Annotated in this window: 21 protein-coding genes; 19 read left to right on the top strand and 2 right to left on the bottom strand. The window is 34.0% G+C overall.

What is annotated here, in order from left to right; all coding sequences use genetic code 11:
* The first annotated feature begins 1 nt into the window (after position 1).
* From A8B35_RS02125 to A8B35_RS02045, 17 genes are all read left to right on the top strand, one after another.
* Positions 2-1300, top strand: a complete 1299-nt coding sequence (locus tag A8B35_RS02125; protein WP_068471653.1) for a polysaccharide pyruvyl transferase family protein — start codon at positions 2-4, stop codon at positions 1298-1300.
* Between the two features lie 42 nt (positions 1301-1342).
* A complete protein-coding gene (locus tag A8B35_RS02120) occupies positions 1343-2500 on the top strand; it encodes a polysaccharide pyruvyl transferase family protein (protein WP_075601822.1) in 1158 nt (385 codons plus the stop codon).
* Between the two features lie 30 nt (positions 2501-2530).
* Positions 2531-3385, top strand: coding sequence for a hypothetical protein (locus A8B35_RS02115; protein WP_068471651.1), 855 nt, complete (start codon positions 2531-2533; stop codon positions 3383-3385).
* 178 nt (positions 3386-3563) lie between these two features.
* Positions 3564-4097 (top strand): acyltransferase, encoded by a 534-nt coding sequence (locus A8B35_RS02110; RefSeq protein WP_171973137.1) that lies wholly within the window; start codon positions 3564-3566, stop codon positions 4095-4097.
* Positions 4098-4225: 128 nt separating this feature from the next.
* Positions 4226-4906 (top strand): CatB-related O-acetyltransferase, encoded by a 681-nt coding sequence (locus A8B35_RS02105; protein ID WP_083634271.1) that lies wholly within the window; start codon positions 4226-4228, stop codon positions 4904-4906.
* Positions 4907-4953: 47 nt separating this feature from the next.
* Positions 4954-6288 (top strand): hypothetical protein, encoded by a 1335-nt coding sequence (locus A8B35_RS02100; protein ID WP_068471649.1) that lies wholly within the window; start codon positions 4954-4956, stop codon positions 6286-6288.
* Complete coding sequence (locus A8B35_RS02095; RefSeq protein ID WP_068471648.1) at positions 6285-7136, top strand: glycosyltransferase family 2 protein; 852 nt, start codon at positions 6285-6287, stop codon at positions 7134-7136. Before A8B35_RS02100 ends, A8B35_RS02095 begins: the two co-directional genes overlap by 4 nt.
* Before the next feature lie 173 nt (positions 7137-7309).
* Positions 7310-8416, top strand: coding sequence for a glycosyltransferase (locus A8B35_RS02090; RefSeq protein ID WP_068471647.1), 1107 nt, complete (start codon positions 7310-7312; stop codon positions 8414-8416).
* A complete protein-coding gene (locus A8B35_RS02085) occupies positions 8403-8969 on the top strand; it encodes an acyltransferase (RefSeq protein WP_245820763.1) in 567 nt (188 codons plus the stop codon). Before A8B35_RS02090 ends, A8B35_RS02085 begins: the two co-directional genes overlap by 14 nt.
* A gap of 19 nt (positions 8970-8988) precedes the next feature.
* Positions 8989-10152, top strand: a complete 1164-nt coding sequence (locus A8B35_RS02080; protein WP_068471646.1) for a polysaccharide pyruvyl transferase family protein — start codon at positions 8989-8991, stop codon at positions 10150-10152.
* 7 nt (positions 10153-10159) lie between these two features.
* The gene (locus A8B35_RS02075) at positions 10160-11155 is read left to right on the top strand and encodes an FAD-binding protein (protein ID WP_068471645.1); all 996 of its coding nucleotides are present in this window, start codon (positions 10160-10162) and stop codon (positions 11153-11155) included.
* An 18-nt stretch (positions 11156-11173) separates the two neighbouring features.
* Positions 11174-12385 (top strand): glycosyltransferase family 4 protein, encoded by a 1212-nt coding sequence (locus tag A8B35_RS02070; protein WP_083634270.1) that lies wholly within the window; start codon positions 11174-11176, stop codon positions 12383-12385.
* A gap of 554 nt (positions 12386-12939) precedes the next feature.
* Positions 12940-13716: a WecB/TagA/CpsF family glycosyltransferase gene (locus A8B35_RS02065; protein ID WP_068471643.1), complete on the top strand. Its 777-nt coding sequence runs from the start codon at positions 12940-12942 to the stop codon at positions 13714-13716.
* Between the two features lie 13 nt (positions 13717-13729).
* The gene (locus tag A8B35_RS02060; RefSeq protein WP_068471642.1) at positions 13730-14518 is read left to right on the top strand and encodes a polysaccharide biosynthesis/export family protein; all 789 of its coding nucleotides are present in this window, start codon (positions 13730-13732) and stop codon (positions 14516-14518) included.
* A 1-nt stretch (position 14519) separates the two neighbouring features.
* The gene (locus A8B35_RS02055; protein WP_068471641.1) at positions 14520-16151 is read left to right on the top strand and encodes a hypothetical protein; all 1632 of its coding nucleotides are present in this window, start codon (positions 14520-14522) and stop codon (positions 16149-16151) included.
* A 7-nt stretch (positions 16152-16158) separates the two neighbouring features.
* Entirely contained in the window at positions 16159-18567 is a 2409-nt protein-coding gene (locus A8B35_RS02050; RefSeq protein WP_075601821.1) for a GumC family protein, read from the top strand.
* A 130-nt stretch (positions 18568-18697) separates the two neighbouring features.
* On the top strand, positions 18698-19483 hold the full coding sequence (locus tag A8B35_RS02045) for a GNAT family N-acetyltransferase (protein WP_068471639.1): 786 nt from the start codon (positions 18698-18700) through the stop codon (positions 19481-19483).
* A gap of 120 nt (positions 19484-19603) precedes the next feature.
* Here A8B35_RS02045 and A8B35_RS02040 read toward each other — a convergent pair whose 3' ends face one another.
* Together A8B35_RS02040 and dinB are read right to left on the bottom strand one after the other, a co-directional pair.
* The gene (locus A8B35_RS02040) at positions 19604-22570 is read right to left on the bottom strand and encodes a DNA polymerase III subunit alpha (protein ID WP_068471638.1); all 2967 of its coding nucleotides are present in this window, start codon (positions 22568-22570) and stop codon (positions 19604-19606) included.
* Between the two features lie 424 nt (positions 22571-22994).
* Positions 22995-24188: a DNA polymerase IV gene (dinB, locus tag A8B35_RS02030; RefSeq protein WP_068471636.1), complete on the bottom strand. Its 1194-nt coding sequence runs from the start codon at positions 24186-24188 to the stop codon at positions 22995-22997.
* A gap of 160 nt (positions 24189-24348) precedes the next feature.
* Between dinB and A8B35_RS02025 the strand changes: the two genes are divergently transcribed.
* Positions 24349-25062 (top strand): XRE family transcriptional regulator, encoded by a 714-nt coding sequence (locus A8B35_RS02025; protein WP_068471635.1) that lies wholly within the window; start codon positions 24349-24351, stop codon positions 25060-25062.
* A 200-nt stretch (positions 25063-25262) separates the two neighbouring features.
* On the top strand, positions 25263-25667 hold the full coding sequence (locus A8B35_RS02020; RefSeq protein ID WP_068471634.1) for a DUF134 domain-containing protein: 405 nt from the start codon (positions 25263-25265) through the stop codon (positions 25665-25667).
* Position 25668: the final 1 nt, after the last annotated feature.

Here is a 25668-nt window from a genome sequence, read left to right as displayed (position 1 = left end):
AATGGCAAAGATTTGTATTTTAAGCGATAATAGAACTGGAATTAATTGGGGAGCAAGGGCAACTAGTATATCTTTAAGTCAAATACTAAATCTCAAAAATGATATAGTAGGTGTAATATATAATGATCTAAAGAAAAACAATATAGTTCTATATTATAAATTGTTAGGACTTATTAAAATTAATTCTCCAAAAGAGAATAGCTCATCTAAAGCATTTACTCTATTTATGAAGATATTGTTAAAACTAAAAATATTGAAACCAATTTATTTTATTGGCTCAGATATAAATAGAAATATTAAATATTTTAATAAATATAAAAAATCTAATAAAGACTTAAATTATATTCAAGATCAAATACATGAGGCTGAATATATAGTTGTAAATGGAGAGGGAGATATGATCTTCAATTATAAAAGGAATACCTTATTCTTTTTACTGACCATAATGGAGATAGCATTTCAGCAGGGGAAGAAGATCACTTTTGTTAATGCGATGGTTTCTGAGTCACCTACAAAAACAAAATTTCCCGAGAAGAATCTTAATCTTAAAAACAAATGCATTGATATTCTTGCAAAATGTGAGAATATTCAATTGCGAGATTCTTTATCCCAGGAATTATTGAATAATATTTCAACAGGAATTAAATCATCTGTATTACCTGATGCCTTATTTTCGTGGTTACGATACTATGATGAATTAGATATCACTTGTGCAGATGTTGTATTACCAATAAAATCAGAGAAGAAATTCGGAGCATTTGACTTTAAAGAACCTTATATATGTGTATCAGGATCGTCAATTGCGCCGTTATTAGATAGGCATGAATTAATTAATAATTTTATCAAACTAGTTGAAAAATTAAAATGTTTAGATAAAAGAATTTATTTAGTTATTCCGTGTACTGGAGATCTTTTTTTGGAAGAGGTAGGAAGAAAAACGAATACCGATGTAATTCATGCAGAAACATCCATTCTTTTTGGCATGAAAATATTAGCTAATTCGGAGCTTTATATATCTGGTAGGTATCATCCAAGTATTATGGCATCTTTAGGAGGGACACCTTTGATTTGTATGGATTCAAATTCTCATAAAATGCCTGGCCTGCAAAAGCTATTGAATTATGGAAAAATAACAGAGTTTAAGTTGCCTTTGTCTAATAATAATATTGAAAAGATATATTCATTAGGCGAAGAATATATTGGCAATAAGAAACTAATATCAAGTATAAAAGATACAGTTAATGGTTTTAATGACAACTTAGCTAATAGCATAAATAAACCATATATAACAAGTAAATAATACTACATCTTAGTGAATATGTAAATGTTAAAATTATTTAGAATGAATTATCTTTCGAAGATTCCGAACAAGCTTAAAAGCATATATCAGAAACTAAAACCATTTCCTACAATTGTGAAATATACGCCAAATGGGACAAAGAAAATGTTTCATATATCCGCCTTTACTTATGGAAATGCTGGAGATATAGTGTTACCAATAGTTCTAAGAGATTTGTTCAACATTGGAGTTGGTGTTAAGTTGTGGAAAGGGCAACATGTATATAAAATTGTAAGTCAGACTGATGTCGATAACATAAATAGACACGATGCCATGGTTATTGGTGGCGGTGGTCTGTTTTTAAAAGATACCAACCCTAATGATTTAAGTGGGTGGCAGTGGTCATGTTCTATCGATGAGTTAAAACAGATGAATGTACCAATAATAATGTTTGCCGTTGGGTACAACAGATTTAGAGGTCAAAGTGAATTTAAGCCGCTTTTTAAACAGCACCTGAATGCTTTTGTAGGACAAGCTAAATTTATTGGAATTAGAAACACAGGGAGTATTAATAAATTAAAGGATTATTTGGAGACAGATGAGCTTAAAAATAAACTCACATTTCAACCCTGTATGACAACTCTAATATCTAAAATATATCCTGATTTGCATAATTACAAAAAGAAGGAAGATTTTATTGCTATTAATTGTGCTTTCGACAGAGTAGAATTAAGAAAAGGAACCGATTTGATATTAAATTCTATTGCGAGAGTAGCAAAAGAATTATCAAATATCACGAGAATTAAATATTATTCTCATATGCTATCCGATAATAAGATTCTTCCATACTTTAACAAATATAAAGTTCAATATGAACTTATTGAAATGAAAACGGAAAAACAAGTTCTTGAAGAATATATTAAACCAAGGTTGGTTATAGGTATGCGAGGACATGCGCAAATGATTCCCTTTGGATGTTTAACTCCAATACTTTCAATTGTATCCCATAACAAACTACAATGGTTTTTAGACGACATTTCACATCCCGATTGGGGAGTTGATGTACTTTCACCAAACTTCGAGAAAGAATTGTTAGAAAAATCTGTAGAAATATATACGCAATATACACATAATATGATCGAGGTAGAAATAGCTCAGGAAAAACTATGGCAAATTACGAAAGCAAACTTAAAAGAGATTAAGAGCCTACTAGATAACTAAATTATAAATCCATATTTAATACCGATTAAAATGTTTATAAAGAACTTCTTTGTTAATGTTAAAATGTTCTTAGCAACAATATATCATTTTACTCGTATTTGTTTTACCTTTTTTCGCGGTTACAATGGAATAAACAATATTGCATGTAAGAATAGTATAAGGCAAAAGGAATTAAAAATACTTGGTAACGGCAACTCTTTAAAAAAATCATTACATGAAATATCTATAAGCGATTATGACTTTATGGTTGTCAATCGCCATGTTTTATCAGAGTCGTACAATGTGATTAAGCCAAAATATTATATTTTGGCTGACCCACATTTTTATTCTCATGAGGAAGGAATAGGAATATTAAGTAAAGTTATTAAACAAACATCATGGGAGCTTAATTTATTTCTACCATTCGAAGCTCTTAATAGTAAAACAAGGTCAATCTTAAATAATATACCTGGTAATATTAAGGTGACTTTTTTTAATACAAGAGGTGCAAATGGGTTTAGTTTTTATAAATATTGGTTATATAACAAAAACCTTTCGATGCCCATCGTTCAAAATGTAATGGTTGCTGCAACCTATCTTGCTATTTCACTAAAATATAAGCGAGTAGATTTATATGGTGTAGAGCATTCTTGGTTGAAATATTTAAGTGTGAATGATAATAATGAAGTATGTCTGGAAAACCCACATTTTTACGATAAAGGAAAAACTAAAAAGCAGACATGGTATGAAATACAACATGTAACAGCGACATTGTCAGAAGTATTGAGAGCATATGCTAATATGTTTGAATCCTATCTTGAGGTAGAAGCATATGCAAGAAAAAAACAGGTAGCTATTGTGAATAAAACGGCAAATTCATACATCGATGCTTTTAGGCGAGAGTAGCTCATTAGTTTGTAGATATACACTCTGTAATAGAGTCACATATGGTATCCTATGAATTTAAAAAAGTTTAATTATTAAATAGTGTAACTTAACTTTTGATAGCATGGGTAAAATTAAAGAGATAGTTAAATTTATATATTATTTTAAAGTATATAATTATCTATTTAATCAACTTGTAATGAAGTTGAATAATGTAAAGAGTTCCTCAACTCCTAAACTTAATGGACGCTTATATATTAAATGTAAAAAAGGATCTCTTTTATTAGGCAAAAATGTAAAAATTAATAGTGGCAAAAAATATAATGTAATAGGAGGAGATACTCGAACAAATTTCATTATTAGTCCAGGGGCAACAATGCAGGTAGGTAATAATGTAGGCATTTCCAATAGTACCTTTTGTTGTCATAACTCATTAATTATTGAAGACAATGTGCTATTTGGTGGAGGGTGTAAAGTTTATGATACTGACTTTCATTCAATAAATTTCGACAATAGAATATTACCCTACCGATATGGTAAAAAAGATAAAACTATTCAAACTAAAGGTATTATAATAAAACGTGGTGCCTGGGTTGGGGGACATTGTATCATCCTAAAGGGTGTTAAAGTTGGGGAGAATTCAATAATTGGAGCAGGGAGTGTTGTGACAAAGAGTATTCCACCTAATGAAATATGGGCTGGAAATCCTGCTAAATTTATTAAAAGAATATGAATCCTAGCGTGTACTTCCCAATACTTAAATGATTTAGCTTTATGTTTTTTAACATAGATTACTATAAGTATACACAAAATTTAGTTTATAATAGACTTTGCCAACTTCAACATTATAATTAATTTCTTATGATCAATCTAATTAAGAAACTACTTAAGCATTATTATATTCTTATTAAGAATAGAAAAAAACTGATCTTATCATTTTCGTGCAGTGTTACGCTTAATTCCATATTTGAAGGTCGCAATAGAATTTGTTCTGAGGCATGGTTCAATGGTTCTATTGGCTATGGATCCTACCTAGGTTCAAAAACTATTATTGATGGGAAAATAGGAAGATATACATCTATTGGACCTTCCTGTAATGTAATATTTGGAACACATCCATACACTTATCCTTTTGTATCTACCTCACCTATGTTTTTTTCAACACGAAATCAATCAGGTTATACCTTTGCAGATCAACAGCATTTTAACGAATTTAGATATGCTGATGAAATAAATAAATATGCTATTGTTATAGGAAATGACTGTTGGATTGGAGCTAATGTTTCTATCATCTCAGGGGTATCTATTGGTGATGGAGTTGTAGTGCTTACTGGTTCTGTGGTGACTAAAGATGTACCAGATTATGCCATCGTTGGCGGTATTCCTGGAAAGGTAATTAAGTATAGATTTTCTGATGATGATATTGAGTTCTTACTAAAAATTAAATGGTGGGAGAATGGAGAAGAATGGATGAAAAAGAACAAAGACTTATTAATCAATTTTAACCTGCTCAAAGAAAAGTATAAACATTGTGATATATAAAAACAAGCACCAAATAATAACCTTGAGAATAGCTTAAAACCTAAATAATGGAGAAATTAATATTCTACCTTTTTGTCTATTCTTTAGGAATCGCAATTTATATTCGCAGGCCTGGCTATGTGCCATTATATGCAATTCTATTGATGGTATTTTCTTTACCTTTTATAGATTTAATATTTACTGGTGAGATCTACAGCAGTGGTAATAATGGATACTTAGGCATTTGGATTATCACACAAGTACTGCGGAACTTTCTCTTTATCATATGCTTTATAGAAATTGTAAAACGAGGTAACATTTGGCAATTTCGTAAAGTCCTTTTTGCTACAGGGGGGCTACTTGTACTGCTTACATTTTGGACAAGGCTTAATTATTTTCCTTTAAGAACTGTAATGGGCGATATATATTATATAATAACATTTCTTTCATTTTTAGTTTATGTGTATTTAAATAACAGCCTAAAGTCGAAAAATATAATTATAATGATTATCGTTATAATTATTGCAGAGGCATTGGTAGTTATTATCAACTTAAAAGGTATCTATCTTTTTAAAATGTATTATTTACCTAATTTAGGTAACATCCCTACCTATAAAATATCGGGAACATTTCATAGGTTCAATGCTTTTTCTAATTTTTTAACCACAATTTTCTTGTTTATATCTTTAACTCAATTTTCTGACAAATTAATATCAAAAGCCAATTATTTATTGTTGACAGCAGTTTTGGGAGCAATGTTGGTTTTGTCTGGTTCTAAGGCGTCAATCATAGTCTTCATTGTTATTCTACTTTCTGGCCTATTATATATAAAAAGAAAAAATCTGGTTCTATATGTGCCTGTTCTTGTATTGGTATTTATCGGTCTGATGATGATGAAAAACTATATAGAGAATATTAATTATAGTGCTGTTGACGCTGAAAATAGTTTTCAGCGAATTGTATATGGCTTTGCTGATGTAGCAAATGATAATCATACAACCTTATCTATCACGGAAGGTTTATTTGAAGATCTGTCGTTAAAAAATTTATTTTTTGGGCATGCTCTAGCCCCCTCCGTAGATTACTATAATGACATTGACGTAGCTCTTCTACGGGCAGATGCACGTGTGGCTTATATGCTATTTCAATTTGGCTTGTTGCCTGTTCTTGCCTATGTTCTGTTTTTCTACCAAGTTTATGCTTTTACAATTAATAAATTACGAAAGAAAAAACATAGGTTAAATATTAAAGTTGCCTACTTGTGTTGCCTATTGTATACCTTTACTGAAGGTGGTTTTTTTGATTTAACTATGATGATGATGACTGTATTATATTCGTTTTATCTTTATAAAAGAACAGAAGAGGCACTTTTTAAAGAATTTATAAAAACCATCTCCTCATGAAAAAACAACTTGCTGTATTAATCACTTGTTTCAATCGTAAAGAAGACACCTTGAGCTGTATCCATTCTCTAAGCCGTTCTTTTGAAAACACGTCAGACTTTACGATGAACATATATTTGGTAGATGATGGCTCTACCGATGGAACGTCAGAGGCTATCGCGAAGTCCTTTCCTGTGGTTAATCTAATACAAGGAACTGGTAATTTATTTTGGAACAAAGGAATGCGTTTGGCTTGGCAAACTGCAATTAATTCTCCAACAAAATATGATTACTACATCTGGTTGAATGATGATACAATATTGGATAAAAACAGCTTAGCAGAGTTATTTTTAACCTATACAAAAGCTGTAAAAAAAGAAGGTCATGAGGTTATAGTTACTGGTGCTTGTAGAATGACGAATGATGAAGCTAACTTTTCATATGGAGGTAGAGATGAAAAAGGACCTGTTATACCTAATGGCAAGATTCAAGAATGCAAGTACATTAATGGTAATGTAGTGCTAGTGCCTTCAGGTGTATATCATTCCATAGGAATATTATCACCAGATTATACTCACGCGATGGGTGACTTTGATTATGGAATTAGAGCTATAAACGCAGGCTATAAATGTTACACAACTGAAAATTTTGTAGCTACATGTCCCACTAACAATGGTATCCCTAAATGGTGTAACCCTGAAACTCCAATTATAAAAAGGCTAAAGTTATTGTATGACCCACTAGGTTTAAATTTACCCGAATATAATACATTTAGGCGTAAATTCTGGAGGAGTAAGTGGCTAGTATATGCCGTAAAAGCACACTTTAAAGCCCTATCACCAACTCTCTACACTATCATAAAAAAATAGAACAATTCTAATATAGTAGGTATAAGATTAAAACAATTTACTATAAATGCTAACAACTATGAAATATAATAATTCAATTAGTCTGAATAATTTCAATCTTCTTTAATAAAAAATATCAGGCAATAAATCTTACCTACTAAAGGCAATATTATGCAAACTCCTAAATAGATATAATGAAAAAAGGAATTATTTTTTACACTTACCTTCCTCCTTGGCGCATTGATATTTTTAATGAGATGGGGAAACTTTTTGATCTTCAGATAGTGTTTCTAAATACATCAGCTGAAGGGTTTAAATATAACCGTAACCGCCTATCAAATTTGCTCAATATAAAACATCACTTTTGGCATAGAGGATTTAAGTTACAAGGAAAAGTTTTTAGAACAGGTGTATATAAATTTTTATCAAAGGAAAAGCCTGAAGTAGTTTTTTCACATGAATATTCGCCTACTAGTGTTTTACTGGCTATTCTGCTAAAATTTAAATTCTTAAATTATCAATATGTAATAACTACTTCGGATAACTTATCTATTGCTGCAGAGGTTAGAGGATTAAAAAAGATAGCAAGAAAGTTTGTTTTGAATAATGCTGATGGTTTAATTGTATATAGTGAGCCTGTTAAACAGTTTTATAAAAATCACTTTAGAAATATAAATATAGAAGTTTGCCCTAATATACAGAATCCTAAAACGTTACTTTCTTATAAACCTCTTTTTGAGAAATTATGCATACAGCATATTGAAAATTATAATTTGAAAGGGAGCAAAGTGATACTATATGCAGGTAGACTAGTGGACGTAAAAGGGTTAGATTTATTAATAAGGGCATTCAGTAAATCTAAAAATAAAGGATATACCTTGGTGTTAGTAGGAGAGGGAAATGAAAAGGGTCAGTTAATAAGACTGGTGGAAGAGCTTGCGCTAAAAGACAGAGTATGCATGCCTGGTTTTTTTGATGGTGCTGAATTATATGCGTGGTATCATTTAGCAAGTTTCTTTGTGCTGCCGAGTCGATTTGAACCTTTTGGGGCTGTTGTAAACGAATCTTTAGTACTAGGATGTCCTGTGATGGCCAGTAAATATATTGGAGCTTTAGAGTTTATTGTAGAAGGCATAAATGGTCATATTTTTGATCCATTAGATGAACCTGATTTTATTAACATTCTGAATCATTGCATAATGCAATATTCAGTATTGGATGAGAAACGCTCCGATCTTATGCAACTTTCATTTGTGCAATACATAAATAGTTTTAAAACTGTACTCAATGATGAAAATTGAATATACAAACATGGCAAAAGGGGAAAATAAGCTTGTATTCATTAGTAAATACCTATTGCATATATTAAGAACATGGTATTTGTTTAACTTCAAATTTTCTTGGGTAAATTACAAAGGTTTTGTACGTGTTATGCGTAACGTCCGCTTTGCAAAAATGAATATTACAATTGGTGATAAAGTGCAACTCGGCAAAGACACTAAAGTAGCATGTGATCTTGTGATAGGTAATTACGTGTTAATTGCAGGGCAAGTTAGCTTTGTTGGGCGAAATGATCATCAATATAATTTACCTGGCACTACCATGTGGGATAGCCCAAGAGGCAAAGATAGTGCAACAATAATTCAAAATGATGTTTGGATAGGGAGTGGTTCTACTATTATAGCAGGCGTAAATATTGGCAAAGGTGCTGTTATTGCTGCAGGCTCTCTTGTTAATAAAAACATTCCTGATTTTGAAATATGGGGAGGCGTGCCAGCGCGAAAAATAAAAGATAGATTCGTAAGTCCCGAAGATAAAAAAACACATAAATTATACCTAGAATCTTTAAGTTAAAAACTTTTTTTATTTCAATATGAAAAAAAAAATAGGAATAATCACAGTCTCTCGAACAACTAATTTTGGGGCAGAATTACAAGCATTTGCCTTACAGTATAAACTTAATAAATTGGGCTACGATGCTGAGGTAATTGATTACTTGTATTTTAAAAACAATCGACATATCGTTTCAAAGAAAGCGAGACCTGAACTTTGCTTTAAAAAGAAAGAGCAGTTAAAAAATCTATTTATTTACAGAATTATTGGTCCGCTTATTGATGTTGCTTTCCCAATTTTTCACAAAAAAACAAATAGAAAGTTCAATAACTTTAAAAACTTTCACAAAAATAATACACGATTTTCGAAGGAATTCCGTACTGCAGACTCATTATACAAGCATTCATTCAATTATGATATTTTTATTACAGGAAGTGATCAGGTTTGGAACCCAGCAACATTCTCATCGTTGAAACCTTACTTATTAGACTTTGCGCCGCCTTTCAAGAAAAGAATCTCATACGCAGCTAGTTTTGGAGTTAGTAAAGTAAGCTCAGAATACAAAAACACCTATTCAGGTTTGTTTAAAAAGCTGGATTCCATTAGCGTTAGAGAAGAACAAGGAAAAGAAATTATCAAAGAAATTACGAACCGTGAAGCAAATGAGGTATTAGACCCTACCTTACTATTGTCTAAATCTGATTGGAAAGAGATTGCCAAAGGCAGTAAAATAAACATAAAAGAACCATATATACTTATTTATGATTTACATCCGTCACCGGAAATAATAGAGCTAGCCAACAAAACTGCTGCAAAACTGAATTGTAGAGTTTATCGCATATGCAAAAGAGCTTTCTCTAATCCAAAGAACAATGGCATAAAAAATATTGATGATGCTGGACCTACTGAATTTGTATCTTTATTTATGAAGGCTACCTATGTTATTACAAATTCTTTTCATGGAGTTATATTCTCCACAAATTTTAATATTCCCTTTAACGCAGTATTAAATCCAAAGAGGAAAAATAATTCTAGAATACTGAATTTCTTATCTTACGTTAACCTTAGTAATCGTATTGTTTGGGAAGACAATAAGGATCACTATCCCATTGATTTAAAGTTAAATTTTGAGGATGTAAATTTACGTTTATACAAAAAAAGAAAAACATCGGTAGAGTTCCTGAACTATAACATCTTAAACTAAAATAATAATGTGCAAAACTCTAAACTTTCTGCTTAAAAGGAGAATACATTTTGTTGAAGATGTATCACTAGCCAAAACCTCTTATTTAAAAACAGGAGGTACTGTTAAATTACTGATCTATCCTGAAAAGGATAAGGACCTACGAGAATTAATTAATTTTCTTTATACCAATAAGGTCAATTATAAAACCGTTGGTGCAACAACTAATTTATTATTCAAAGATGGTGTAGATTACTCATGCCTAGTATCATTAGAACGTTTCTCCAATATGTCGTTAAATACTGACGAAGGCATATTTACGGTTGATGCAGGTGCATCTCTGCCTGAATTCACTCGATTCGCATTATACAAATCATCGACTGGTTTTGAAGGATTAGAAGGCATTCCTGGATCTATAGGTGGCGCTGTATATATGAATGCTGGTGCCTATGGTTATGAAATTAAAGATACTTTAATAAAGGTTGAAACAATAAATCCTGAGGGAAAACAAAACTTCCTTAATGTATCTGAATTAAACCTAAGTAGACGAAATTCTATATTTAAGTCTGAACAGCAAAAACAAATAATATTGCGATGCTTTTTTAAATATAAAGCAGGTTGTAATATTGCAATTGCTCAAAGAATGGAGAACTATCACTATAAAAGACATAAATATCAGGACTTTTTATATCCAAATTTAGGCAGTATGTTTTCGGGATCATTATATCGCCATCTCGGGGAAAAAGATTTTATATTCAAAATAATATCTACGTCATATTACCTCTTTAATTACAAATTAAAATTTCATAGACGAGAATCACCATTGAATAGAAAGTGGATTAATGAAATTGTTGTTAAGAGGTTTAAGCTAAAGTATGATATTCAGCCTTTCTCTGACAAAACAATAAATTGTTTAGTTAATAGGGGGCAAGGCACTGATGAAATGATCCGTTATATTCAAGAGATGAAACAGCTAACAAACAACAATGTGGCAATTGAAAATGAAATTGTTGATGGTTTTTAATTATTAGCGAAAACAATAATGAATATTTTAATTAACGCTTATGCCTGTTCTCCAATAAAGGGTTCAGAGCCTGGGATGGCCTGGAACTGGATTATTCAACTTGCCAAACATTGTAAGTTATTTGTAATTACAGAGGGTGAATGGAAAGATGATATTGAAGCTTACCTTGAAGAGCATCAATTAAGGACTTGCATTCAATTTTATTATAATCCAGTCTCAGACAAAGTGCGCACAATGTGTTGGAATCAGGGCGATTGGCGTTTTTATTATTATTATAGAAAGTGGCAAAAGAAAACCTTAACTATTGCTAACAAAATTGTTGCTCAGGAATCAATTGATATTATTCACCAATTAAATATGGTGGGGTATCGTGAGCCAGGATTACTATGGAAAATAAAAAATAAACCAAATGTATGGGGCCCTATAGGTGGATTTGGTGAAATACCTAAAGATTATTTAAGTTTATATACTAAACAGTCGGCCTTAAAACAAAGCTTAAAACAGTTGATTAATAGACACCAAGTTAAACTACCCTATATAAAAAAACCCATACAAGGATTTGATCGTTTAATAGCTTGTAATAGCAGTGCCAAGATTATATTAGATAAAATATCAAAAAAGAATACGGCTACAATATCTGAAGTAGGTGCTCAAACGTTTAAGGGAGTTGTAAAATCCAAAAACTTTAATAGTAAAGTACTTAAAGTAGCATGGGTTGGTAAAAATGATGAACGCAAAGCTTTAAATATTGCACTCGATGTATTTAAGGAAATAAATAATTACAATATTGAATTGCATATTTTTGGAGTTGCACAAGCCGATTTGTCTTCTAATTACAAAAACATTATTTATCATGGCTGGTTAGCCCACGATAAAACAATACAAGAATTACAAAGTTGTCATTTGCTTCTTTTCACAAGTTTATTTGAAGCAACAGGTACTGCAGTGCTTGAAGCAATATCATATGGGCTACCAGTACTTTGTCATAACACCTGTGGGATGGGCGACATTATTGATGATTCGTGTGGTTATAAAATAGATATGAAAGGTGTTCATTATAGTATTCAACATTTTAAGCTGAAGATAATAGAGCTCTTTGAAAATCGTGATCTATTGCAAAGTTTATCCAAAGGCGCATTGAGTAGAGTGTTAGACTTATCGTGGGAAACAAATGCAAAGAGTATGGTACATATTTATAAAGAATTATCAGATACGAATACAAAACCATAAACTAATACCATGCAGCCGTTATGTACGAGCGCATTTACAAGAAAAATATTTTAACACTATTGCTTACTGTTTAGCATAGTGAATAAAGGTATATATACAAATACATTACAAAAGATGTAGTTACATTTTTTGTTATTGGTAATTTATCAAACAAAGTAGTAACACATGCAGTATTACGATAGAGAATATTTGTCTTAATTCTGAATAGTACCCATATTCAAATTAATGTTAACATCAAAAAAATATGATTTAAATAACTGGAGGCATACTTATTACACGATTTTGTTGCTAAATAAAAGAAAACAACAAATGTTTGTTTCAAAATAAATCATCAATTTTAAGCCTTTGGTAGAAACAAGCTACTATTAGATTAGTATCTAAATATAAACCGATCACTAAGCTGCACCCTTTCTATTAATCATCAGACACTTAAAGACGCACAACATATCAAACAAACATTAATACCATTGTAAATATTTTTTTTAATAACATCTGGACAATGTAAAATAATTGTTCTAACTTTTTTTTATCGATAATCTAATCCGATAGAAATTATGAGAAACAATTACTTAACAGTTCTGGATTACAATATTTATTCTGGAGACATTAGTACACTTTCGTTAAACAAGCGTACAGTAGTAAACACCTTAAATGGCCACTCATATGCAGTAGCCAAAAAAGATGTTGAATTTAAAAATGCATTACTTCAATCACAAATTCTATTGCCTGATGGTGAACCGGTTGTTTTTGGTAGTAAGTTATTATGTGGAGAAAAAATTAATAAAATTTCAGGTTATGAATGCTTCACTGCTATTATGGAGAAATTAAACAGACAAGGAGGATCTTGTTTTTTTCTTGGGTCAAATAACCATACACTAAATTTAATTAAGGAGAGGGTGTCGAGGGAGTATCCACTCATAAATATGGATTATTTTTCGCCACCATATGCAACCGAGTTTAACGCCGAGGAAAATAGAATAATGGTAGAGCGTATTAATGCTTATGATCCTGATGTATTATTTGTAGGTATGACTGCTCCAAAACAAGAAAAATGGGTGCATTCAAATAAGGATAAACTAAAAGTGAACGTTTTGTGCTCCATTGGCGCCGTGTTCGATTTTTATGCAGGTACCGTTAAAAGAGCTCCTGGTTGGATGGTTAAGTGTAAACTAGAATGGTTTCACCGCTTCTTAAAACAACCATTCAGGTTGGCACATAGATATTTTGTGAGTACGCCACAAATATTTATTGACATTTATATGCAAAAGAGAAAACTAAATAAAGAAAAACATAATCCTATTATAGATACCCATAAGGTGTATCAGAATTAAAAACAATGACATAATGCAGAAAAACACTAGCCTAAATTTACTCACACTTATTATTCTTACATTGTACTCTTGCCAACCACAAAAAGATCTGGTTTACTTTAATAATTCGGCAGATAATGAAGCCTTGGATGGTATGTTATCAAAAAGTCCTGATTATAAGATCAGGCAATTTGATAATTTATTTGTAGACATACAAACATCAAACCCTGAAGTAAACCAGCTTTTTAAGGCAACCTCTGATAATGCTATAAGTAGGGGTGGGTTACAACAAAACTTCGGTCAACCTGCCTTGCAATATTTAAGTGGCTATTTAGTTGATGCCAATGGCGATATTGTATTACCCATGCTAGGAGATATAAAAGTTGAAGGTTTGACGTTTGAAGAAGCACGTTCTATTATATCAGAGAAAGCCAGTGAATACCTTAAAGATGTAACTGTTAAAGTAAAGTTTTTAAGTTATAGAATAACCGTATTAGGAGAAGTTAAGAACCCAGGTGTGTATTATAACTATAATCCCAACTTATCGGTTTTAGATGGTATTAGTATGGCTCGTGGAGTAGCTACTTATGGTAGAATAAAAAAAGTATTGGTAATGCGCAATACTCCTGAAGGAAGTACTACTTACAGACTTGATTTAACAGATAAAAATGTGGTTAAGTCACCTGCTTTTTTCCTACAGCCTAACGATGTTTTAATGGTTGAGCCTCTAAAGAATAAAAACATAGTAGTTAGTGCACCTATATTTTCGCTCTTATTCTCAGCGGTATCTTCATTGGTGCTGATATTAAACTATATTGAATAGTATGCGTAAACCCTTACTTTACGTATTACTATCTTTATCAACAACTTATGTGTATTGTCAAAAAACCAATATTTATATAAGTACCTTCGGATTAGCAAATAGTAATAAAAACCTAGTGGGGCATTACCTACATGCCAATAAATGGGGTCTTATTTCTGAACTTGAAACATCGCATTTATTTTTGCATACCTACCTTAAACAGCAAATTATCAAAACAAAAAGAGTAGAACTCAACATTGGTGCTGCAGCACTATTGAAAGAGGATTGGCAGGAGAGCTTTTTGCATGAAGCCTATATTAGCGGAACTGCTTTTAGCATTCTGAACTTTTCATTGGGGAAGGAAGCTTTTTCGCCAGTATCTTATAATGATACACTTTCAACAGGTGGATTTCTTTACAATAGTAATGCACGTCCCTTACCTCGTATTACAATTGGGTTTTATGATTATGTTGATATACCCTTTACAAATAGCCTATTTCAAATACGTGGGGCCATATCTCACGGATGGCTAAATGATAATAGATTAGAAAGTGGTCATCCCAAGGCAGCTGATAATGTTTTGTTACATGAAAAGTGGCTTTATCTTCAATTCGGAAAATATAAAGTAAAACCGTTTGTAGGCATAGTACACAGCTCTATGATAGGTGGTACAAGACAAGATGGTAGCAAAGAAGCCGTTAATTACACAGCTACTTTTTTTGCCAAAGGAGGTAGTAAAGGTGGGCGAACTGAAACCAATGCCTGGGGCTCACACATGGGATTTTGGGATTTTGGCTTAAGTACTACAATCAATGAAAATTCATTTCTTTTATATATGCAAAAACCATTTTACGATGGGTCTGGCCTAAATATATGGAAAGGCAGAAATAAAGACTATAAATTAGGTATTCTAGCAAATCTTAACACAGAAGGACTCATCAAAGGCTTTAATTTGGAATTAATTAAAACAGATTATCAATGTGGTGAAGGAATACCGGATCCCATTTATCCTGAAAACACGCTATATAAAGAATTTAGCGAAGGAAACATTATCTGGGATAAGGACATAAATAATGACTACGATGACTTTATGCATGCTGTTTTTCCGCAAGCTCCCAATAAAACAGGATGGACAAAAGATGAGGTTTGGGCTTACATAAGGCAAGAAACTAATAATGGCCATCAATATGGCGGAAGAGACAATTATGATAATGCCAGCAATTATCATGGTTGGTCCTATTATGAAACAAACATAGGCTATCCTCTTTATCTTAATACGAATCAGTTTAGTATATATGCCCCTGAAGCAAATATAGACCACCAGGCATTTATCAACAACAATAGAGTTCGAGGCATTCATCTAGGTATTAATGGTCAGCTCATACAAGAAATTACCTACACCCTTAAAGCCACCCATACAAAAAATTTGGGTGCGTATCATGAGAAATATGAATCGAGATATTCCTGGGAACTCACACCCAACTATTTTTTTGCTACTAGCAAAAAACAGGTTTATACCTACCTAGATATAAAATATACACCCTCAGAGAAACCTAAAATAGAACTGTTTACCGCTATAACTTTTGATTTTGGTGAGTTATATCATACCTTCGGTGCTCAGTTCGGAGTCAAATACACACCCTTTTCATTGTAAAACAATTATGGAGAACAACATGAAAGAAATGATGGAATTATTAGAGACTGAAGAGTCTTTTGATATAAAGGCCTTTATAGGCAAAATGGTAAAGCACTGGTATTGGTTTTGCATAACAGGCTTTATAGGCTTATGCAGTGCTTACTTTATTTATAAAAACACCCCTAAAGAATACCTTTCTAATGCTGTGGTGCTCTTTGAGAGTGAGGGTGGTTCTCTAGGAGATGCTAGTATATTCGGAGATATATCAATTGGATCTAATAGTAAATCTAATATCCAAAACCAAATTGGCATCTTAAATTCATACTCTATACACCTAAAGGCACTAGAACAGCTTGATTGGACGAATACATGGTATAAAGAAGGTTTATTTAATGACACTAGCTTTTACAACAATAGTCCCCTTGAGGTCATTGCTAATAAAGATTACAAAAACCCAACAGGTATAAAGGTGTATATTAAACCTTTGGATCATGAAAACTACGGCATAAATGTAGATGATGAAAATGCAAAAGGTGAAATAATAAACTTTGCATCTCAGGGTAAATATGGCGAACCATTTAATAATGAATATTTTTCTTTTACAATAAATAAAACAGGTAAAACCACACCAGGTGACTACTACTTTACCTTAAACGATTTAGAACATACAGCAAGAGTATACAATAGATTAGTTGACGTAAGTTTACTCGACAAAAAATCAGAAATTATTCAATTATCACTCATAGGACATACACCTCAAAAACAAGTGGATTATTTAAACCAACTACTAGAAGTTTACATACAGTATGGTATGCAAAAAAAGAATAGAACTACCTTAAATACTGTTAGATTTATTGATGACCAACTAGATGGAATAGTAGACTCACTTGAGTTAGCTGGTAAGAATTTTACAGCTTTTAGAACCAAAAACAAAACAATTAACTTAAGCATAGAAGGCACAATGGTAGCCACTCGTTTGCAGGAGCTGGAATCACAACTTATGGAAGTAAGAATGCAAATAGATTATCTTAATAATTTATTGCACTATATGGAAGATGCTTCCGAGATCGATAAAGTAGTAGCCCCTTCCATTATTGGTATCACTGACCCTGGTTTAAATTCTCAGGTATTACACCTTGCGGATCTTTATGCCAAACGCACTTCTTTGAGTTACGTGGCTCAGGATAAAAACCCTAGTCTCATTTTGTTAAATACTGAAATTCAACAATCCCTAATTCAGTTACGTGAGAATGTGAGAAATCAGCTTTCAGCCTCTAAAAATCATTATAAATCCATTGATAATAAAAAGGATGAAATTACTATGCACATGGCTAGTTTACCTAGCACTGAACAGGAGATGATTAATATTAAACGTAGCTTTGATTTAAATAATGAATTATACACGTTTTTACTACAAAGAAGAGCTGAAGCTTCAATTACAACAGCATCTAATGTTCCGGATGCACAAGTATTAGATACTGCTCGCTTAAAAACAACCCTTAACGTCGGTCCTAATGCATCAATATTTCTAGCCCTAGGCCTCATTTTAGGCTTGGCTATTCCTTTTATAGTTATCATACTAAATGATTATTTCAATGATAGTATATCTTCTACAGAAGATATTGAACGCGCCAGCAAATTTCCTGTATTGGGAGAAATTGTGAGAAACAAATATAAAGAGGAATTACCAATTGCCCTCCACCCTCTCTCAAGTCTTGCTGAATCATTCAGAAGTCTAAGAACCAACCTTCACTTTAAACTTAATAAGTTTGAAGGCCCTAAAGTAATTGCGCTCCACTCTATGTTTCCAAAAGAGGGAAAAACATTTATTTCGGCCAACATAGCTAATATTTTCGCCTTAAATAACAAAAAAGTATTATTATTAGGTTGTGATTTGCGTAAGCCTAGACTAGACAAGATATTTACTACCTTAGACCTTGATAGAGGTGTTAGTACCTTTTTATTGGGTACTGATTCTCTTAGTAATATAGTACAATGTACTGATATCAAAAATTTATCTATTATTAATACAGGGCCTATACCTCCTAACCCAGCTGAGTTACTAGAAAATCAATTGTTTGAACAATTACTTATGGAGGCTAAAAAAGAGTTTGATATTATCGTTATTGATAATGCTCCCATAGGAATGGTTACTGATGGCTTAATATGTGCAAAATATGCCGATGTAAATTTAGTGGTATTACGCCAAGGTAAATCACATAAGAAGCAAGTTAACCATGTAAACCAACTTGAAGTTAAGAATAACTTACCTAACGTTGGCTTTATTTTAAATGATATGGTGAGTAATAGTTATGGTAACTATAGCGGTTATGGCGGTTACGGTAATTACAGCAAAAATACAGGCTATTATGTGGAAGGAAATGATAAAAAGACTGTCAAAAAGAAAGTATTTAGCCGTTTTTCAAATAATTAGTACTACTAACTTAAGGTTATTATTCAGTATTGATATTTGCTAAGATATTATAGCTGAACTCCATTATGTTCAGCTTTTTTTATACCCTATATTTTGTATTTTTGCAGCACAAAATAATCCATTTTATTATATGAATCCCACTACAGCAATCGATAAAAACTTTAACCTACATATTAAGCATCTTCCGGCACAAAAGACTTTCCTACAAGTTTTTGAACGTGAAGGCCTAACTTATATTGATAGCGGATTGGTGGTTGACACCTATAATGTAATTCATATTACTGATGCCTCTACTGTTAGCAAAGATACTATTGAAGAAGCTGTTAACTTTTACGATAATCGATTACGTAAATCGTGCATTTGGATTGAAAAAGATAAGCTAAATAAGTCACTTCTACAGATTTTCTCTGAACTTAATATCACGCATTCTGCTACAAATGAAGGAATGAGTGCCCCAGTAAATGTGCTTACCGAGGGAGAACTTAATCCTAATATTGTTCCTGCCTATAATAAACAAGCTATTATCGATCATGCTTTTATTATTGCTAATAATTGGGAACCTTTTGATACCAATGTATTAAAGTATTATAATACACTTGCAGAGACTATTCTTGACGATGATAATTTAGTCCTTTTGAATTATCTGCACGATAGCGTACCTAGTGGGGCTATTGAACTCTTCATTGAACCCGAGAACCCCAAAAGTGCAGGTATTTATAATCTCTCAGTAATGAAAGAAGATCGTAATCAAGGTATTGCCACAGCATTAGTAAAACATACTATCGCGTTGGCTAAAGAACGTGGTATTGAGCAAATACATTTACAAGCTTCGGATGATTCAAAAGGTATTTTTAGTAAAATGGGATTTAAACAAGCAGGCGAATTTATGGAGTATGCACTAGATGCTAGTTATTAGGTACTAGTTGTTAGTTATTAGGTACTAGTTGTTAGTTATTAGGCTGAAGGTAGTAGTGAATCCAATACCTACTCCTTCACTTCAAGCCTCTGCCTTCACCCTACTTACTCTATTAAACAACTAACTCGCTATTGGCTTTAACCTCACAGAATCACCATCTAAAGTGTAGCTTTTTAGGCGCTCCATAGCTGTAACTTCAATGCTTACAAAACCATACTCTTCAGCAACAAGTCCCTCAATGGTATAACAACCTGGCCCTCGGAAAGGATGCGTTTGCGCTGCTGGCGGAAAATGAACGGTATCTACCCAATGTCCATCTAAATCAATCCAGGTACCAAAAAACATCATTTTTCCTTTGTTAGTTTTATTGGGTTTGCAATGAATCAAGTAGGCCACAATACGCACATGTTTCCCAATAAGCTGTGGCAGATGATGTGCCCTAAGGCTCGATGTAAATTCGCCTTCTACCAACTCAAAAGGTGTACGCACTGATAAACCTAATAACTCCATCTCGTCAAAGGCATCCTCTAAATTATGCGCCCAAAGCTGTGGTAATTCAAATTCTTGTACTTCCGCTTGAAAGAGTGTTCGTTCTGATTTTGTTTTTTTATTATGCCCCAACAGCAGGTGCGCATCCCACAGCAATTCCTTTTTTCCCTTCCCGCTAAAGCGGAAAGCACCCACTCTTATTAAGCTAATCAGACTTTCTAAACCAACAGGGCAACGATTTACAAAATCGCGCAAGCTAGTATAAGCACCATTGGCTTTACGTTCTGTAATTAAATTCTGACAAATAGCATGTTCTGCGTCGCGCAGCAAATAAAAACCCAGATAAATAGTTTTATCATGCAAGGTATTTTGCCATTCGCTGCTGTTTACGCAAGGCACCTCTACAGCTGCCCCATTCATAATAGCCTCGTGCAAATACAGCTGTTGCGAGTAGAAACCACCACCATTATTTAGCGTAGCCACCATATATTCGAGCGGATAATAGGCTTTTAAATACAAGGCCTGAAAACTTTCTACTGCATAACTCGCCGAGTGCCCTTTGGCAAAGGCATAATTGGCAAAACTCTCTATTTGTCGCCATATATCCTGAATAACAGCATGAGCATAACCTTTTCGCTTACAATTATCGAAGAACTTATTGCGGATTTTCCAAAACTCGTTGCGCTGCCTAAACTTCCACGACATGCCACGGCGCAGCACATCCGATTCATCTAAACTTAAATCGGCAAAGTAATGTGCCACTTTTATCACATCCTCTTGGTACACCATTACGCCATAGGTTTCTGTAAGGATGTTATACAGCTCGGGCAAAGCCTTACGCGCACGCAATCGCCTACCCTCATCCTGAAAGCGCTCAATGTACTCGCGCATCATACCGCTTTGTGCAACTCCCGGCCGGATAATGGAACTTGCCGCCACCAAACGCTTATAATCCTCAGCCTTTAGCTTGGTAAGCAACATTCGCATGGCAGGCGATTCAATATAAAAACAACCTATGGCTTGTCCTTTTTTAAGCATCTGCTTAACACGAGGATCTTCCATAAAAAGTTTGGTATTATTAATATCTATATCTACCCCATGATTTTGCTTAATCAGGATAAGTGCATCTTTAATTTTACCCAAACCTCGCTGACTCAAAATATCAAACTTATGTAAGCCCACATCTTCGGCAATATACATATCAAACTGAGTGGATGGATATCCCTTGGGCAATAGCTGCGTAGAACAGTAACTACTAATAGGCTCCTCAGCTATTAAAATTCCACTGGAGTGGATGCTGCTGTGACTGGGAAAATCGATGATATACTGACTGTATTTAATCACCCACTTTCCGTATTCATCGGCCTCTTTAGGATTTGTATTTTTCTGTAAGCGCTTAATTTCTTCATCGGGCAAACCAAATACCTTACCTATCTCGCGAAAGGCTGATTTGTGATTAAAAGTGATAAAGGTGCCCAGTAGCACCGTTTTATCCCATCCGTAAGTATCGAACAAATAGCGGGTAATATCATCTCTATCCGTCCACGAAAAATCTATATCAAAATCGGGTGGCGAAGTACGATAAGGGTTGATAAAACGCTCAAAATATAAGTCGAGCTCAACCGGATCAACATTGGTTATTTGTAATAAGTAAGCCACCAAACTATTGGCTCCACTACCCCGCCCCACATGGTAATATCCTTTACTGATGGCGTATTGTACCAAATCCCAATTAATCAGAAAATAGGCACAAAAGTTCAGCTCTCTAATTACTTTCAGTTCTTTTTCGAGGCGAGCCAATACCTCATCACTCACAACATCGCCATAGCGATATTGGAGTCCTTTATGGGCTTCGTGCTTTAGCAACTCGTAATCGGCATCAGCCGAAGTACTGAAAACCTGCTTGTTTTTATTGCTCTTAAACTCAAACTCTAAACTGCAATTATCGAGCATGCGCTGTGTATTGATAATCAGCTTTGGGTACGATTTATAAATACGCATCAGCTCTTCCCTACTCAAATAAGCATCACTTTCATCAGCTTGCTTCTCCTTCGATAATTTACTCAACAAAGTATTGTTGTGAATGGCGCGCATTAAACGATGTATATTATAATCGCGTTTATTGCGGAATGTGGCCGTATGCAACATCACCAATTTGTTCTGATTATCATTCCACTCAGTAAAGTGCAAGTATTTTACATTATGCGGGCTCACTCCCATAAACTCGTTATCGCGCAGTTGGCGTAACTTCGATTGAAAGGGATATATAATATATACATGTCCAAACTCTGGAGCCTCGGTCTCAAATGGCTCGCCACTATGCAAATGCGCACTCACAAACTCGTTCAGCTCTCTAAAACCTTCAGCATTTTGAGCCAAAGCTACGTATTGTTGCGTTACGCCATTGCGGATATCAACGCCCACCACAGGGTCGAGATCGAATTCGGCTGCCTGCCGCACAAACTCAAGACTGGCTGCCGTGTTGTTTATATCGGTGAGTACGGCCGTAGCGTAGCCTCCATGCTCTAACTCTTGCAGAACTTGCTCTACGGACAATGCTCCGTATTTAAAACTGTAATATGAATGATTATTTATCACTCTTTATTTTTTAATCTGATTACAATATCGTCTTGGGATTTCATCCCAAACCCTGACTTCATTTTTTATCTTGATATAAAAAACGGAAGCAAAAAACATCAAGGCTGCTTTTTAAATAACTTTCTTATTTATTTAAAGCTTAAGTGCGGCCAGGCGATTTTCGAGCAAAGCTCTCAACTTCCTAGTCTTACTAAAGCTTTATATAAAACAAAAGCCATTTAAAAAAGAGGCCATAAACCGAGGCGCTTAAACCATATTGCATCAATACAATAAGAAATAATAATTCGCCAAACTCAATGTATTTGTGGCTCACTTAATGCATTATAGAACGGCTCGCCTTGAGACTGCTTCGTGCCTCGCAGTATCGCAATATCGTGGTGCTAAATACACTTCTGCCTTCAGTCTTTTCTCTTCAGCCTATCCCTCACTCTTTCGTTCCCTTAAAAGGGTTCATCCCGCCAAGGTTTACGGTATCCATACCCACCGCACGTTTGAGTGAGTTTTTGCCATATTTGTTTCGTACATTATCCATTGCCTGATAAAGTTTTATAATTTTCTCTGAATCTTCGAATAAACGCATCTGATAGGTTCCGCCCACAAGGTTGCTGAGCCTGACTCCAATAAGGCGCACCAAAACCCTGCGGTCGTAAACCTTCTCAAACAAATCGAGCACCGTTTCAATTAGTGTGTGATCTAACGAAGTGTAAGGCACTCGCTTTTGTCGGGTGTATGTCTGAAAATCGGTATATCTTATTTTTAATGTGATGCAAGCGGTTAGCTTGTTTTCTTTGCGTAGCTGATAAGCCAAACTTTCGGCCATGGCCACAATAATACTGCGCAGTTGATGGGTATCTGTAGTGTCTTGCTCAAAGGTACGCTCGGTAGATAACGACTTGCGCTCGTGCCAAGCCACAACCGGGGTATTATCAATACCCTGAGCCTTTTTCCAAATCATATTGCCATTTTTACCCAGCACACGCTCCATTAACTCCACAGGCATTTCTTGTACAGTTTTTACGCGCTCAATACCTAAACTGCGTAGCTTATGATAGGTTTTATCTCCCACCATCGGAATCTTTTTAACGGATAATGGCGCTAAGAAAGGCTTCTCATTTCCCTGCGGAATCAGAATGTGATTATTAGGTTTGGCTTCCCCTGTTCCTACTTTCGATACAGTTTTACTAGTTGATAAACCAAACGAAATAGGCAAATGCGTTTCGTGCAATATTTTCTCTCGCAACTCCCGAGACCATTGATAGCTCGATTGCACAAAACGATCCATTCCGGTAATATCAACATAAAATTCATCGATAGACGATTTTTCGAACAATGGCGAGCGTTCACGTATAATTTCGGTAACCATTTCGGAGAACTCGCTATACACGCCACTATTGCCTCTAATTATTATAGCATCCGGACAAAGCATCCTGGCCGTTCGCATGGGCATTGCAGAATGAACCCCATAAGTACGCGCCTCGTAACTGCATGCAGCTACCACTCCACGGTCTGCAGTCCCCCCAATTAGCACAGGTCTGTTATTTAACTTCCTGTCTAACAACCTCTCGCACGACACAAAAAAGGTATCTAAATCCAAATGTAAAATTGTCCTATCTAACACTGTCGACTATTTCGTAAACTTTCTGTCAATAATTTAAGCAATAATTCTTATATTTGACAGAGTATTCACTTTTTTAACACAGTGCACATGTGTATATTTGCAGCATTATGTTGATTTTTAAGACATACTGATTCATAAAAATTTTAGACAAATAAATACGATGTTTTTTCCCACCAATATTAAGTACCTACGCAATAGAAAGAAGCTTTCGCAAGCTGCTTTAGCCAAAGAATTAGAGCTAACTAGAACCAGTTTAGCGGGGTACGAAAAAAATATTCAGCCACCCTTTAGAGTACTGATTCGATTTGCTGAATATTTCGACATGTCGGTTGATGCCATCCTCAGATATAACCTAAAAGCACTATCGGAATTTCAGTTATCGCAAATTGAACAAGGTTTTGATATTGATATTACTGGTAAAAAATTGCGTTTACTTACCATATCGGTAAACGAAGAAGGTGACGAGAATATAGAAGTAGTACCTATTAAGGCACAAGCAGGCTATACCAACGGCTTTGGCGATTTAGAATATATTGAATCATTAGATAAATTCTCTATTCCATTTTTACCTAAAGATAAAACTTACCGCACTTTTCAGATACAAGGAGATTCTATGCTGCCTGTTCCTGAAGGAACTTGGGTTACATGTTCGTATATTCAGGATTGGGAAAATATTAAGGATGCCACGCCTTGTGTAATCGTTACAAAAGACGAGGGTATTGTGTTTAAACTGGTTTACAATCAGCTCGACACCAAACAAAACTTTCAGTTGGTTTCGACCAACAGATTATACAAACCCTACGAACTGCATATTAAAGAAGTACTTGAAATATGGCAATTTGAAACTTACAATAAGTTCGACATTGACTCTTAAGTCAACAATTGATAATACATCATTTTAAAGGCACAAAACTCTAGCAGTTCTTTGTGCCTTTTTTCTTTTAAAACAATCTAATCAAACTTAATTCACTCACCTTTTTTATTAAAATTTATTCAATTATATTTTATAATGAGAATATTCTCATTATGTTTGTAGTGAGAATATTCTCAATTAAACTTTTGATTGTTGAATAAATGCCACGTCAAAGAAGACTCAGAAAAGTAGTTGCTCCACCAAAGTTTAGGGGTTTTAAACCTTACGGAACATCAAACTCATCGGCCACAGCCATAGAGTTACTATATGAAGAATATGAAGCATTAAAACTGGCTGATTACGATATGATGAACCACAAGGAAGCCTCGGAACTTATGAATGTTTCAAGGGCTACCTTTGCGCGCATCTACGAAAGTGCCCGTAGAAAGATGGCTCAAGCTTTAGTGGAAACTAGAGAAATTAAGACTGTTTATGGAAATGCCGAAATGGATGAAAGTTGGCACTTATGTAATGACTGCCATGCTCGATTTACCATTCCTCCATCGGCGAATAGCCAAAATTGTGCTTTGTGCAGCTCCACTAATATTGAATCCATTAAAAAATAAG

Source organism: Saccharicrinis aurantiacus (assembly GCF_001660705.2).
Classification (GTDB): domain Bacteria; phylum Bacteroidota; class Bacteroidia; order Bacteroidales; family Marinilabiliaceae; genus Saccharicrinis; species Saccharicrinis aurantiacus.
This window is presented reverse-complemented; position numbering and strand designations above follow the sequence as displayed.

What these genes read in the sequence shown, in the direction of transcription:
- A8B35_RS02125 (WP_068471653.1), top strand. Translation starts at nt 2, where the DNA reads ATGGCAAAGATTTGTATTTTAAGCGATAATAGAACTGGAATTAATTGG.
- A8B35_RS02120 (WP_075601822.1), top strand. Translation starts at nt 1,343, where the DNA reads ATGAATTATCTTTCGAAGATTCCGAACAAGCTTAAAAGCATATATCAG.
- A8B35_RS02115 (WP_068471651.1), top strand. Translation starts at nt 2,531, where the DNA reads ATGTTTATAAAGAACTTCTTTGTTAATGTTAAAATGTTCTTAGCAACA.
- A8B35_RS02110 (WP_171973137.1), top strand. Translation starts at nt 3,564, where the DNA reads ATGAAGTTGAATAATGTAAAGAGTTCCTCAACTCCTAAACTTAATGGA.
- A8B35_RS02105 (WP_083634271.1), top strand. Translation starts at nt 4,226, where the DNA reads ATGATCAATCTAATTAAGAAACTACTTAAGCATTATTATATTCTTATT.
- A8B35_RS02100 (WP_068471649.1), top strand. Translation starts at nt 4,954, where the DNA reads ATGGAGAAATTAATATTCTACCTTTTTGTCTATTCTTTAGGAATCGCA.
- A8B35_RS02095 (WP_068471648.1), top strand. Translation starts at nt 6,285, where the DNA reads ATGAAAAAACAACTTGCTGTATTAATCACTTGTTTCAATCGTAAAGAA.
- A8B35_RS02090 (WP_068471647.1), top strand. Translation starts at nt 7,310, where the DNA reads ATGAAAAAAGGAATTATTTTTTACACTTACCTTCCTCCTTGGCGCATT.
- A8B35_RS02085 (WP_245820763.1), top strand. Translation starts at nt 8,403, where the DNA reads ATGATGAAAATTGAATATACAAACATGGCAAAAGGGGAAAATAAGCTT.
- A8B35_RS02080 (WP_068471646.1), top strand. Translation starts at nt 8,989, where the DNA reads ATGAAAAAAAAAATAGGAATAATCACAGTCTCTCGAACAACTAATTTT.
- A8B35_RS02075 (WP_068471645.1), top strand. Translation starts at nt 10,160, where the DNA reads ATGTGCAAAACTCTAAACTTTCTGCTTAAAAGGAGAATACATTTTGTT.
- A8B35_RS02070 (WP_083634270.1), top strand. Translation starts at nt 11,174, where the DNA reads ATGAATATTTTAATTAACGCTTATGCCTGTTCTCCAATAAAGGGTTCA.
- A8B35_RS02065 (WP_068471643.1), top strand. Translation starts at nt 12,940, where the DNA reads ATGAGAAACAATTACTTAACAGTTCTGGATTACAATATTTATTCTGGA.
- A8B35_RS02060 (WP_068471642.1), top strand. Translation starts at nt 13,730, where the DNA reads ATGCAGAAAAACACTAGCCTAAATTTACTCACACTTATTATTCTTACA.
- A8B35_RS02055 (WP_068471641.1), top strand. Translation starts at nt 14,520, where the DNA reads ATGCGTAAACCCTTACTTTACGTATTACTATCTTTATCAACAACTTAT.
- A8B35_RS02050 (WP_075601821.1), top strand. Translation starts at nt 16,159, where the DNA reads ATGGAGAACAACATGAAAGAAATGATGGAATTATTAGAGACTGAAGAG.
- A8B35_RS02045 (WP_068471639.1), top strand. Translation starts at nt 18,698, where the DNA reads ATGAATCCCACTACAGCAATCGATAAAAACTTTAACCTACATATTAAG.
- A8B35_RS02025 (WP_068471635.1), top strand. Translation starts at nt 24,349, where the DNA reads ATGTTTTTTCCCACCAATATTAAGTACCTACGCAATAGAAAGAAGCTT.
- A8B35_RS02020 (WP_068471634.1), top strand. Translation starts at nt 25,263, where the DNA reads ATGCCACGTCAAAGAAGACTCAGAAAAGTAGTTGCTCCACCAAAGTTT.